11 protein-coding genes are annotated in these 12,676 nt (G+C 33.3%); 8 read left to right on the plus strand and 3 right to left on the minus strand.

Annotated elements, in window-relative coordinates:
* Nucleotides 1–4: 4 nt before the first annotated feature.
* Nucleotides 5–640 (minus strand): nitroreductase family protein, encoded by a 636-nt coding sequence (locus DMB68_RS04930; protein WP_110345525.1) that lies wholly within the window; start codon nucleotides 638–640, stop codon nucleotides 5–7.
* A 259-nt stretch (nucleotides 641–899) separates the two neighbouring features.
* Here DMB68_RS04930 and DMB68_RS04935 point away from each other — a divergent pair, with 259 nt between their 5' ends.
* Nucleotides 900–2,018: a Fe(II)-2OG oxygenase family protein gene (locus DMB68_RS04935; RefSeq protein ID WP_110345526.1), complete on the plus strand. Its 1,119-nt coding sequence runs from the start codon at nucleotides 900–902 to the stop codon at nucleotides 2,016–2,018.
* Nucleotides 2,019–2,131: 113 nt separating this feature from the next.
* Here DMB68_RS04935 and DMB68_RS04940 read toward each other — a convergent pair whose 3' ends face one another.
* Nucleotides 2,132–3,187 (minus strand): glycoside hydrolase family 130 protein, encoded by a 1,056-nt coding sequence (locus DMB68_RS04940; protein ID WP_110345527.1) that lies wholly within the window; start codon nucleotides 3,185–3,187, stop codon nucleotides 2,132–2,134.
* A 555-nt stretch (nucleotides 3,188–3,742) separates the two neighbouring features.
* On the opposite strand from DMB68_RS04940, the gene katG reads away from it, so the two are divergent.
* The 7 genes from katG (at nucleotide 3,743) to DMB68_RS04975 (ending at nucleotide 12,069) form a co-directional block, all read left to right on the plus strand.
* Nucleotides 3,743–6,016 carry a catalase/peroxidase HPI gene (gene katG / locus DMB68_RS04945; RefSeq protein ID WP_110345528.1) on the plus strand — a complete coding sequence of 758 codons (2,274 nt, stop codon included), beginning with the start codon at nucleotides 3,743–3,745 and terminating at the stop codon, nucleotides 6,014–6,016.
* Nucleotides 6,017–6,178: 162 nt separating this feature from the next.
* A complete protein-coding gene (gene mnmE, locus DMB68_RS04950; protein WP_110345529.1) occupies nucleotides 6,179–7,591 on the plus strand; it encodes a tRNA uridine-5-carboxymethylaminomethyl(34) synthesis GTPase MnmE in 1,413 nt (470 codons plus the stop codon).
* Nucleotides 7,592–7,731: 140 nt separating this feature from the next.
* The gene (locus DMB68_RS04955) at nucleotides 7,732–7,935 is read left to right on the plus strand and encodes a type II toxin-antitoxin system Y4mF family antitoxin (protein WP_110346354.1); all 204 of its coding nucleotides are present in this window, start codon (nucleotides 7,732–7,734) and stop codon (nucleotides 7,933–7,935) included.
* The gene (locus tag DMB68_RS04960) at nucleotides 7,935–8,270 is read left to right on the plus strand and encodes a HipA N-terminal domain-containing protein (protein ID WP_110345530.1); all 336 of its coding nucleotides are present in this window, start codon (nucleotides 7,935–7,937) and stop codon (nucleotides 8,268–8,270) included. The genes DMB68_RS04955 and DMB68_RS04960 overlap by 1 nt, the downstream gene beginning before the upstream one ends.
* Nucleotides 8,263–9,189, plus strand: coding sequence for a HipA domain-containing protein (locus DMB68_RS04965; protein ID WP_110345531.1), 927 nt, complete (start codon nucleotides 8,263–8,265; stop codon nucleotides 9,187–9,189). Before DMB68_RS04960 ends, DMB68_RS04965 begins: the two co-directional genes overlap by 8 nt.
* Before the next feature lie 205 nt (nucleotides 9,190–9,394).
* On the plus strand, nucleotides 9,395–10,228 hold the full coding sequence (locus DMB68_RS04970; RefSeq protein WP_110345532.1) for a universal stress protein: 834 nt from the start codon (nucleotides 9,395–9,397) through the stop codon (nucleotides 10,226–10,228).
* Between the two features lie 68 nt (nucleotides 10,229–10,296).
* The gene (locus tag DMB68_RS04975) at nucleotides 10,297–12,069 is read left to right on the plus strand and encodes a MutS-related protein (RefSeq protein WP_110345533.1); all 1,773 of its coding nucleotides are present in this window, start codon (nucleotides 10,297–10,299) and stop codon (nucleotides 12,067–12,069) included.
* A gap of 55 nt (nucleotides 12,070–12,124) precedes the next feature.
* Here the strand turns inward: DMB68_RS04975 and DMB68_RS04980 are convergent, their stop codons facing one another.
* Complete coding sequence (locus DMB68_RS04980) at nucleotides 12,125–12,550, minus strand: HIT family protein (RefSeq protein ID WP_110345534.1); 426 nt, start codon at nucleotides 12,548–12,550, stop codon at nucleotides 12,125–12,127.
* Nucleotides 12,551–12,676 lie beyond the last annotated feature (126 nt).

Below are 12,676 nucleotides of genomic sequence, written 5' to 3' on the forward strand. Positions count from 1 at the left end.
TAATTTATTGCAGATAAATCACTTTTTTGGATAAAGGAGTTCTCTTCTTTTTTGATATTTTTAAATCATCTGCATAATATCCCAGATAGAGAAGACCTAATGACCTTTCGTTTTCAGCAAGACCGAATTCGCTCACGTAATCAATAGCCACATTTTTGGTACTCCAATAACTTCCAATATTATTAGCAGTACACGTTAACGCCATATTTTGTACAGCAGATGATACAGCGGCAATTTCTTCCCATTCAGGAAGATTGATTTTAGTGTTTCGAACGAGAATTATTCCAATCATGCAAACAGCATTCAAAGGATAGTTCCGCAGATAATCCAGTTTTTTTTCAAATGCTTCGGTTGTCAGTTCTTTTGCATAAGAGTCTTTGTAATAATCGGCCATGTATTGGCCATATTCTTCAAGATATTTTCCTCTTAAAACAATAAATCTCCAGGGTTCTGTCATTTTGTGATTTGGAGCCCAGGTAGCGTTTATTAGAATTTCATCGAGCAGTTCATCGGGCAATTTCCCCTTAATGTATTGGTCTCCAAAAATGCTTCTCCTGTTCCGGATATTTTCTGAAATTTTTTTTGGTTTGTCAGAGTAATCTGAAACTCCGGTATTACTGGGATTGTCTTTAATTTTCATTTTTTTTTAAATTTTTCTAAGAAAATCATTGCTATTTAGATTAATTAAAAATATATTTGTAAGTAAATCTTATTTAGACTAAGTAAAAACAAATGTATAAATTAAAATGAATAAAAAAAATAAATATGAAAAGTTTTATACGAATGCCCGTACATAAATAAATTTACTGTTCCAGATTTAATTTTATATGATGCTTATTTTTAGTGCATTGTGTTTAATGTTTCAATTGTATTTTAATAACCTAAAAACGGATTAAAAAATGAAATCACAATCAATTATTTCAATTGAAAGACCTACTGATAACCTACTGTCTTTTAATATTCCTACAAAACCCTTAATAATCGAAATAACACATCAGGAGAGAAATATTTTATCAAATGTGGGCAACCTTCTGGTGAAAGCATTTGGGAATTATGAAAACCCTGAATATATATCGTCTCTCCATCTTCATGCCTTTCAATTATTACCTGAACGAATTACCCGAATCTTAAGTCAGTTTGGTACTGATTTTTCAGCTGAGCAATATGGTGCAATTGTTTTTAAGGGACTATTAGAAGTAAATCAGGACGAATTAGGACCAACACCTCCAAACTGGCAGAAAGCAGATTATGAAAAGCTAAATAAATATGGTTTTATCTGTTCGCTTCTACACGGTGCTGTCCCTTCCAAACCAGTACAGTATTATGCCCAAAGAAAGGGTGGTGGACTTTTGCATGCTGTTATTCCAGATGAAAAAATGTCAAACACACAGACTGGTTCGGGATCAAAAACAGATTTGTTTGTGCATACAGAAGATGCTTTTTTGAAAAATCAGGCAGATTTTTTGAGTTTTCTTTATTTAAGGAATGAAGAGAGAGTTCCTTCAACATTGTATTCCATTCGTTCTCACGGGGAAGTTAATTCAGTAATGGAAAAATTATTTGATCCAATTTATCAATGTCCCAAAGATGCTAATTATGAGGACGAGGATGTTTCAGATACCGCACCGCTGGAGTCTGTTTTATATGGTAACCGTGAACTTCCTTTTATACGTTTTGATGCTGCAGAACAAATATTTAATGAAAATGCAGGACAAACATCTGAGGCACTTAATAATTTAATGGACTTTTGGGATGAAGCCAAAACACTAATAAATAGTGATTATATTCCGAATTCAGGAGATCTTATTTTTGTTAATAATCATTTATGTGCTCACGGAAGAAGTGCTTTTGTAGCCGGTCAGAGAATAGAAAACGGTGAGATTGTAAAATGTGAGCGTCGTCAGATGTTAAGAATGATGAGCAAAACAAGTTTGATACACATCAGGTCTTTTACCCAAAAAAATGATCCTTATTTTATTATGGAAGAGCACTTAGGGAAAATGTTTAATCTTGATTAAGTTACTTTGAAATAGGATATATTGGAATAAAAAAACTCAGTTGATCGGTATAGATGTTCTGGGTTTTTTTATTATTGAAATGGAGTAAATTGTTTTACTTTATAAATTATTTATCAAAGCGTAACTTCAAGTGCTGATACAATTTCTGCAATTGAAAAATAAGCTCCGCAGACAAATTCATCTGCAGCTCCGTAATATATTGTCAATTTATCTCCTTCTACTACATGACCATTTGTAAAAACAACATGTCCAAAAAAACCGCTCAGTTCATAACTTTCCTTGGGTATCATAATTGGGTCCAGGGTTCGGGAGATTACTTTAGAGGGATCTTCCAAATCCATTAAAAAAGCACCCAGGCAATATTGATGTTCCGCATTTGCACCATGATAAATTTCGAGCCATCCTTTATCTGTTTTAATTGGCGAAGCTCCTGCACCAACTCTGGCACTATCCCAGAAGCCTTTCCTGGTTCCTAAAAGAAATTGATGATTTCCCCAATGCATACCATCCGGGGATTCTGCCAGCCAAATAAAATTGCCTCCAATCTGTGGGCTGGAAGGGCGATGCAACGCATAAAATTTACCGTTTATTTTTTCTTCAAAAATGGTACAATCTTTATTATGCGGAGGAAATATCATGCCTTTTGTTTCAAAATTTTTCCAGTCTTTGGTGGTACGCAATCCAACCCCCACGCCATTGTTCGACACTGCTGTATAAGTAATATAGTAAGTATTTTCTAAATAGCTAATTCTGGCATCTTCTATTCCAAACTGCTCTAAAACTCCAGACCCCATAAGGGGATGAATATCTTCAGGAGTATAAAAATGAATTCCATCGTCAGTACATAAAATTCGTAAATGCGAAAGAGTAGTGAGATAGTCAAGCCCTTTATATTGGACTATTCTGGCATCTGTTGCTACTAAGTCGGGATCGTTTAAAGGTATTTCTATAATTTCGACTTTTCCAAAAGTATTGATTATGGGAAAGAAAATCACGCCTTCTTTTTGTGAAATGCATTCAGCTACCCGTACCAAAAGCCATGTTTTGCCCTCAAATACAAAAACACCGGGATTTAAAAGACTAATAATATGTAAATCAGGACTACTTGGAAGCAAATCTTTTGGCATTAAAAGTGGATTTTCAGGGAATCTGTGGGCAATGTCAATCATAATTTATTTCATGTTTAGTTACCTGAAAAATAATTTTGAAGTTTACTCAATACATAAGTAATAATTAACTTAAAGAAAACTATTTCATCACAAAATAGTTTATAAAATACCATCGGTTTATTATAAAATTTTCATTAAAGAAATGTGTTGCGGTAATAAGAATGGAGTCCTGTGAAGTCGATTTACAATAATGTCCAAATCCAAATTATCATTATTTTATGTTGATGTCATTTGGTTATTTTATTTTATAAAAAAAGTGACTAATTAATGAATTGATTATTACTACTTAAAGGTAATATTTTTTATAATTGAGAACTACTAGTTTTAACCTGTTTAAAATCAATTGTGTAAGAAATGTGTTTTTTTGTATCTTTAAGATGTTGTATCAAATGTTAAATTCAAGAATAATTCCTAAAACATTTTTAAATATAAATCTCTCAATATAGATTTTATCTATGAAAGTAGATTGATATAATATAGGATCGTATATAAAGTTTATCTATTGACTTTGTAATTTAGTAATTCGGTTAAATAATAAAATCAAAAAAATAAAACATGGAAAATCAATCAAATGACATTAGTAAATGCCCTTTTCATAATGGCAGTATGGACAAGGCAGCAGCTTCAGGGACAAAAAATCGCGACTGGTGGCCAAATCAGTTAAAAGTAAATATCCTGCGACAGAATTCTCCTTTATCAGATCCACTGGGAAATAATTTTAATTATGCGGAAGCTTTTAAAAGTCTTGATCTGGAAGCAGTAAAAAAAGATTTACATGATCTGATGACTGACTCACAAGATTGGTGGCCTGCAGACTTTGGTCATTATGGAGGTTTGTTTATTCGAATGGCGTGGCATAGTGCAGGAACTTATCGTGTACATGACGGACGTGGTGGCGCAGGTGCAGGACAACAGCGTTTTGCTCCTTTAAACAGCTGGCCGGATAACGTTAGCCTTGATAAAGCGAGAAGACTTTTATGGCCAATCAAACAAAAATACGGTCAAAAAATCTCCTGGGCTGATTTGATGATATTAACTGGGAATGTTGCTTTGGAATCTATGGGTTTTAAAACATTTGGTTTTGCGGGAGGGCGTGCAGATGTTTGGGAACCGGACGAATCAGTTTATTGGGGTTCTGAAACAACCTGGCTGGGTGGAGACGAACGTTATAATGACGGATCAGAAGGAGTGCCAAAAGATCATGGCGTAGTGTCTTCGGATGATGATGCAGATGGTCAGGTCCACTCCAGAAATCTTGAAAAACCTCTTGCAGCAGTACAAATGGGACTTATATATGTAAATCCTGAAGGACCGGATGGTAATCCTGATCCTATTCTGGCAGCGAAAGATATACGCGATACTTTCGGTCGTATGGCTATGGATGATGAAGAAACAGTAGCGCTAATTGCCGGAGGACATACTTTTGGAAAAACACACGGAGCAGCTTCATCAGATCATGTTGACAAAGAGCCTGAAGCATCTGGTATAGAACTACAGGGCTTTGGCTGGCAAAATAGTTTTGGTTCAGGAAAAGGTCCTGACACCATTACAAGTGGGCTGGAGGTTACCTGGACAAAAACGCCAACACAATGGAGTAATAATTTTTTCGAAAACTTATTTGGTTTTGAATGGGAACTTTCTAAAAGCCCTGCGGGTGCACACCAATGGGTAGCTAAAAATGCAGAGCCTATTATTCCGGACGCTTTTGATAGTACTAAAAAGCATTTACCAACAATGCTTACTACTGACTTATCATTACGATTAGATCCCGCATATGAAAAAATATCACGCCGATTTCTCGAAAATCCTGATGATTTTGCAGATGCTTTTGCGCGTGCGTGGTTTAAACTTACGCATAGAGACATGGGGCCGCGTTCGCGTTATCTTGGCTCTGATGTTCCTCAGGAAGAATTATTATGGCAGGATCCTATTCCGGAGGTAAATCACCCTATAATTGATGAAAATGATATTATTGAGTTAAAAGAAAAAATACTTAATGCAGGATTAAATACATCTCAATTAGTTGCCACAGCCTGGGCATCTGCATCTACCTTTAGAGGATCAGATAAACGTGGAGGGGCGAACGGCGCACGGATACGATTAGCTCCGCAAAAAGACTGGCAGGTAAATAATCCGGTACAGCTTAAACAGGTTTTAGATAAACTTGAAAATATTCAAACCGAATTTAATGCAAAACAGGGTAGTGCAAAAAAAGTTTCTTTAGCAGATTTAATCGTTTTGGCAGGAAATGCAGGGGTTGAAAAAGCAATTAAAGAAGCAGGTTACTCAGTTACTTTATCCTTCTATGCAGGACGTGCGGATGCCTCTGCAGAGCAGACAGATGTGGAGTCTTTTCAATATCTGGAGCCTAAAGCAGATGGATTCCGTAATTACAGAAAAACAAGATCAACAGTTTCTACAGAGGAACTTCTTATCGATAAAGCAAATTTATTGACACTTACGGCACCTGAACTGACTGTACTTTTGGGAGGATTACGTGTGCTTGATATTAATACAGACGGAAGTAAAAATGGTGTTTTTACAAATAGTCCTGGTCAGCTTACTAATGATTTCTTTATAAATTTATTAGACATGAATACACAATGGCAGGCTTTATCAGAGGACAAAGAGCTTTATGCAGGAAACGACCGCAATACCGGTCAGCCAAAATGGATTGGAACCCGTGCCGATCTTCTATTCGGATCCAATTCAGAATTAAGGGCTATTGCAGAAGTTTATGCAAGTAGTGATGCTAATGAAAAATTTATAAATGATTTCGTTGCTGTCTGGAATAAAGTAATGAATCTGGATCGATTTGATTTAATTTGATTGATTTCAAGAATTATAAAATAATTAAAAGGAGCCCAATTTTAGACGGCTCCTTTTTTATTACCATAAGAATTAATGTTTTGGCTTTTGAGTTTAAAAACACTAATTTTTTCCGGATAACCATTCTGTGCTAAATTTGTACCTTTTTTATACCTTTGTCTTATGATAAATCAAGATTCTATAGTTGCTTTGGCTACACCGTCCGGAGCAGGAGCTATTGCCATAATTCGAATTTCAGGTTCAGATGCTATTGCTATCGGAAACTCAGTTTTTAAATCCATAAAAAACAAGGATTTAACCAGACAAAAAACACATACTTTGCATTTAGGTCATATTGTTGATGATGCTAAAACTCTTGATGAAGTATTAGTTTCAGTATTTAAAGAGCCTAATTCATATACTGGCGAAAATACTATCGAAATCTCCTGCCACGGTTCAGCTTATATTCAGCAGCAAATTATTCAGTTATTGTTGCGAAAAGGCTGTCGAATGGCTGATGCGGGAGAGTTTACTTTGAGAGCTTTCTTAAATGGAAAACTGGATTTATCGCAGGCAGAAGCTGTTGCTGATTTAATTTCATCAGATAATGAAGCGTCCCATCAAATTGCGATGCAGCAAATGCGTGGCGGATTTAGTAATGAAATTGCGAAATTAAGAGAAGAACTTTTAAATTTTGCCTCCTTAATTGAATTAGAACTGGATTTTGCAGAAGAAGACGTTGAATTTGCAGACAGAACACAATTCTATGAATTATTAAACCGAATTGAATTTGTTCTGAAACGCTTAATCGATTCTTTTGCAGTTGGAAATGTTATAAAAAATGGAATCCCGGTTGCTATTGTAGGAGAGCCTAACGTTGGAAAATCTACTTTATTGAATGCCTTATTAAATGAGGAACGTGCAATTGTTTCTGATATTGCAGGAACTACCCGTGATACTATTGAAGATGAACTTGTCATTGGAGGGATTGGTTTTAGATTTATTGATACAGCAGGAATTAGGGAAACAAAAGATGTCGTAGAGAGTATCGGAATTAAAAAAACATTCGAGAAAATTGAACAGGCACAAGTTGTTTTGTACCTGGTTGATGGCTGCCTGTTGTCAGTTGATGGAAAACTAGATAATTTACTTGTAGAAATCAACAAAACACAAAATCAATATCCGCAAAAGCCTATTTTGGTTATCATCAACAAAAAAGACTTGCTTTCTAAAGAAGTTATTGATCGTATTGATGCAAAACTAACAACCAATAATCAACAACCAACAACTATATACATTTCTGCAAAACAAAAGATTGGTGTTGAAGAATTAAAAAATCAACTCCTTTCGTTTGTAAATACCGGAGCTCTGAGAAATAATGACACTATAGTTACTAATACAAGACATTATGATTCACTACTTAAAGCTTTGGATGAGATACAAAAAGTAAAATTTGGTCTTGAAACCAATCTGTCAAGTGATTTAATTGCGCTTGATATACGTGAAGCCTTATATCAATTTGGTCTTATTACCGGCCAGGTTTCAAATGACGAATTACTGGGTAATATCTTTGCTAATTTTTGTATCGGGAAGTAAATTATCTTTTTTAACTTCACTATTATGTCATTTTAACCGTATACCCAATCGGGTATGTTTTTTGATTTAAAATATATTTTATACCCGAAATGGTATTGTTTTTCTTTTTTTTATATATTTATACCTCAAAAGGTATAGATATGGATTCGTTACGATTATTTGTAAAGCAAAAGCGCAAAGAGTTAAAATTAACACAAGAGGACTTAGCTTTAAATGCCGGTGTTGGTTTGCGTTTTGTTCGTGATTTGGAGCAGGGTAAGAAGACGCTTCGTTTAGATAAAGTCAATGATGTATTAGCATTGTTTGGTAAAGAAGTTGGTGTAATCGATAAAATACGAGATTAATGGCAAGGCAGGCAAAAATATATTTTCAAGATCAATTAGCCGGATATTTGGTTGAAGGTGATGATGGGTACTCTTATAGCTACGACACAAAATACCTTGAAAAGTCTAATCCAAAACCTGTTAGTTTAACTTTGCCAATTTCTGAAAATACCTACCACAGTAAGGTACTTTTTCCATTTTTTGATGGTTTAATACCCGAAGGATGGTTATTAGAAATTGGAGAAAAACATTGGAAACTTAATCCTCGTGATCGTTTTGAATTGTTAATCAATTTATGCAGGGATACGATAGGTGCTGTTTCTGTACATCCGATGGAGGCGGAAAATTATGACTAATTGTTTGTTTTGTTATCGGCCCGTTGAAACGGGTGAATATCATGCTGCATGTTCAAAGAAATTCTTTGGTACAACACAAGTCCCTATTTTGGAATTAGACAAGCAAAAATTAAATAAATTAGCTCAAATCACAGTAAATGAACGATTAGCTTTGACAGGTGTACAACCAAAAATATCCCTTAGCTTAAACGGAGAAAAAGGAAATAAAAGACTGACTTTGGTTGGTCTATGGGGTGATTACATTCTGAAACCACAATCTGCTGATTTTCGTTTTATGCCTGAAGTAGAAGACCTAACAATGCATTTGGCCAGGCTGTTTAAAATAGAAACAGCTGAGCATACGCTAATACGAACATCTACTGGAGAATTAGCCTACATAACAAAGCGTTTTGATCGAAAAAAAGACAAGAAAATTCACATTGAAGACTTATGTCAGTTGTCGGAACTTTTGACAGAACAAAAATATAAAAGTTCCTATGAACGTGTTGGAAAAATAATAAAGCAGTACACTACCAATTCAGGATTGGATGTTATTAAATATTTTAGATTAGTATTATTTAGTTTTTTGACAGGAAATAATGATATGCATCTGAAAAATTTCTCGCTGATTCATACAGATAAAGGTATTTTATTTTCACAAGCATATGATCTTTTAAATGTCAGCCTAATTTATCCTCAGGATCACGAAGAGTTAGCTTTAACCCTGAGTGGTCGTAAAAACAAAATAAAACGAACTGATTTTGATCAATTTGCTTCTGGTTTAGGCATTGCAGAGATAGTTCGGGATAACATTTATAAAGATTTTTCTAAACAGTCTGAAAAAATACCAGACTGGATTTATCGGAGTTTTTTAAGTGATGAATATAAGGAAGGGTATATTCAGATTGTCAACAGCAAACTGAAGCAGATTGCGCTCTAAGAAAAAAAATGGATTTTTTTTTTACTGTTATAAAATAGATACAAAACTCATACAGCAATTTTAAAGAACAAAAAAACTTGCGAAAGAAACATATTCATTTATAGATTTTATAAGAAAATTTTAACTGTTAAATAACTGATAATTATCAGTTTGATTTGTTTTTAGAATGGTTAAATTAGTATAAACTAATTAATCAGATTTAAAAATGAAAAAGATATTATTCCCAACCGATTTTTCTGAAGCAGCTACAAATGCTTTTGTTCATGCTTTAGAGTTTGCTAAAGTTGTCAATGCAGAACTTATTTTGCTGCATACTTTTGAAATTCCTGTATATGACAGCCAATTCTTTCCGGAAAATTATGCAGCGATTTACAGTTCGATAGAATTAGCTAATTTTGAGATGTTTAAGGATGAAATTCCTAAACTAAAAACTATTGCAATTGAAAGAAACTTAGAAGAAATTGTTGTTAAGCATCGTTTGATGGATGGAGATCTGCTTTATAATTTAAAAAATGCTGTAGAAGAAGATAAAGCAGATTTTGTTATTATGGGGACAAACGGAATTTCTGACTGGACAACTTTTTTTACAGGTTCTAATACCAGTTCGGTAATTTCAGGAGTTGATGTTCCGGTTTTATGTGTACCAATAGATGCTAAATTCAAAAAGATAAAGGTTATTGGATTTACTACCCGTTATCGCGAAAAGGATAAAAAAGAATTAAAGAAAGTATTGAAAATAGCTAAGAAAATGGATGCTAAAGTTAGAAGCTTATATGTTAAAACTTCTGATTCTGATGTAGCTCCTGAAACCGTTAGAGAATGGGAGGTAGAATTTGCTGATGAAAATGTAGAATTTTTAGTCCTGCCAAGCGATGATGTAAAAGAAACGATACTTGATTTTATACTTTATAAAGACATTGATGTTCTGACTACAATTAAACACAAAAGATCTTTTTTTGAAAGTCTCTTTAATTCCAGTTTTAGTAAAAAGATAACAAAGGAAGTTTCTATTCCGGTTTTAGTGATGCATGACAACTAATTTCTGAAATAATTAAAGCCTGTTTTGTAATGGTAAAAACTATATTTGTGATTCATTAAATTAAAAAGATGGATTATTATCAAGACAGGGTTTCGCACTACAGTGAATTATTACGTAAAACCAATAAAAAATTCAATAGTATCAGTCTTTTAAGGCTCTTAAGTGTCTTTATTTGTTTGTTTATGATATTTTATTATATCAAAACCAATGAAATTTCATACTTAGCTGGTGCATTTGTGTCTTTTATTGGTTTTGTTTTTTTAATGCGTATGCATTGGAAATTATCTTTTCAAAAACAGCTTTTAATTGCGCTTTTAAAAATAAATAAAAACGAAATTTCTTTTCTGAAAAGAGAAGCACTTCCTTTTGAAAATGGTATAGAGTTTAACGATTTTCATCATCCTTATGCGTACGATTTAGATATTTTCGGTGAGCATTCTTTGTTTCAGAATTTAAACAGGACAGCAACTTTTATTGGTAAAAAGACACTGGCGAATCAATTATTGAAACTAAATTCTAATGAAGGAATTCTTGAAAATCAGGAAGCGATTAGCGAGCTTATATCAAAAATAAACTGGCGTCAGGAGTTTAATGCGCTGGCAGTTGTCAGTCATGACAGTAAAGATTATTACGAATCATTAATTAATTGGAATTCAGTTAAAAATGATAAATTACCTAAAGTTTTAAATATACTTTCATTTGCTTTTCCAATTTTGTTTTTTGGAGTTCTGGCGGCTTATTTTGTTACTTCAAAAACAATTTTGTTATCATATATGACTTATATTTTTATTGGAAATCTGATTGTTTTAGGCAGGGCAATAAAGCGAATTCAGTCTGAAATTGCTAAAGCTGATAATATTGATAAAATCATCAAACAATACAGTCTGTTAGTTGAGAAGATTGAACTTGAAAAGTTTGAATCTAAAAAATTAATTCAATTAAAGCAAAAACTGATTTTTAAAAACGCATCAGCAAGTTCGCATTTAAAACAGTTGTCTGAGTTGTTTTCACGAATGGATACCATTAGCAATTTAGTAACAGCTATTCTCTTCAACGGAACCTTTTTGTTTAATCTGCACGTTTTAAAAGCGCTTTTAAAATGGAAAGAAGATTATAGAGATGAACTTAAACAATGGATTGATGTGATTGGTGAATTTGAAGCTTTAAGCAGTCTGGCAAATCTGGCATACAATAACCCTGATTTTGTTTTTCCCGAAATCAATACAGAATATGAAATTGGATTTAAAAATCTGAGTCATCCATTATTAAATCCGGTGAGCAGGGTAGGGAATGATACTCATTTTTATCCGGAATCCTTTATGATTTTGACAGGCTCAAATATGTCAGGAAAAAGCACTTTTTTAAGAAGTTTGGGTGTTAATATGGTTTTAGGTGGTATAGGTTCAGTTGTTTGTGCTTCAGAAGCTAAGATACATCCACTTCCGGTTTTAGTTTCAATGCGATTGTCTGATTCTTTAGCGGATAGCGAATCCTACTTTTTTGCTGAAATCAAACGTTTAAAACAAATTATGGATGCACTGGAAGAAAAACCAGCTTTCGTTTTACTGGATGAAATTTTAAGAGGAACCAACTCTGATGACAAACGAAACGGAACAATTGAAGTAGTCAAAAAGGTAATTGCTAAAAATGCAATTGGTGCTATCGCAACACATGATATTGAAGTTTGCCTGACTACTAACGAATATCCTGAAATTTTAACCAACCAATGTTTTGAAGTTGAAATTAAAAACAATGATTTGCACTTTGATTATAAACTCCGTAATGGAATCTGCAAAAATAAAAGTGCTACTTTTTTAATGCAAAAAATGGGAGTTATTTAGTTTCTAAATAATTCCCATTTTAATATTTTAAATTGATTTTTTCTAATGAAAAATACTATAAGTTCGATTTAATTTTCTTTATAACAACATCATATTCAGCATCAGATAAATATGTTTTTTGAGGGTTCATTTCAAAAACGCTTCCAAATCCGTAACCATCTTTGTATTTTGGAACAATGTGCACATGTAAGTGAGATAAAGTATCACTGAATGCTCCGTAATTAATTTTGTCCGGGTTGAATACTTTCGCAATAGCTTTTGCAACTGTTGCAACATCTTCCATGAATAAATTGCGCTGTTCATCACTTAATTCATAAAATTCAACGGCATGATCTTTATAAACTACATTTAAGCGGCCTGTGTAGGATTGTTCTTTAAACAGAAAAAGCTGGGATACTTTTAAATCTGCAACTTTTATCATTAATTGATGTAAGGTATCGTTGTTTTGGCAATAAAGGCATTCTGAAACAGGACTAGGCATATTATGTATTTTATAAGGTTTTATAATAAATTTTATGATGCAAAAATACTTTTTATTTTAAAAGAAAAAACTTTTCCTGCTTTTCAAAAATGAAAGTGACAGAAAAAGTTTTTAGTAAAGTAGAAT

It is taken from the genome of Flavobacterium hydrophilum, assembly GCF_003202405.1.
GTDB classification, from domain to species: Bacteria; Bacteroidota; Bacteroidia; order Flavobacteriales; family Flavobacteriaceae; genus Flavobacterium; species Flavobacterium hydrophilum.

Bases quoted from the DNA above. Each gene is read 5' to 3' on its own strand.
- DMB68_RS04935 (WP_110345526.1), top strand. From the start codon at position 900: ATGAAATCACAATCAATTATTTCAATTGAAAGACCTACTGATAACCTA.
- DMB68_RS04955 (WP_110346354.1), top strand. From the start codon at position 7,732: ATGGATTCGTTACGATTATTTGTAAAGCAAAAGCGCAAAGAGTTAAAA.
- DMB68_RS04980 (WP_110345534.1), bottom strand. From the start codon at position 12,550: ATGCCTAGTCCTGTTTCAGAATGCCTTTATTGCCAAAACAACGATACC.
- mnmE (WP_110345529.1), top strand. From the start codon at position 6,179: ATGATAAATCAAGATTCTATAGTTGCTTTGGCTACACCGTCCGGAGCA.
- katG (WP_110345528.1), top strand. From the start codon at position 3,743: ATGGAAAATCAATCAAATGACATTAGTAAATGCCCTTTTCATAATGGC.
- DMB68_RS04930 (WP_110345525.1), bottom strand. From the start codon at position 640: ATGAAAATTAAAGACAATCCCAGTAATACCGGAGTTTCAGATTACTCT.
- DMB68_RS04960 (WP_110345530.1), top strand. From the start codon at position 7,935: ATGGCAAGGCAGGCAAAAATATATTTTCAAGATCAATTAGCCGGATAT.
- DMB68_RS04970 (WP_110345532.1), top strand. From the start codon at position 9,395: ATGAAAAAGATATTATTCCCAACCGATTTTTCTGAAGCAGCTACAAAT.
- DMB68_RS04940 (WP_110345527.1), bottom strand. From the start codon at position 3,187: ATGATTGACATTGCCCACAGATTCCCTGAAAATCCACTTTTAATGCCA.
- DMB68_RS04965 (WP_110345531.1), top strand. From the start codon at position 8,263: ATGACTAATTGTTTGTTTTGTTATCGGCCCGTTGAAACGGGTGAATAT.
- DMB68_RS04975 (WP_110345533.1), top strand. From the start codon at position 10,297: ATGGATTATTATCAAGACAGGGTTTCGCACTACAGTGAATTATTACGT.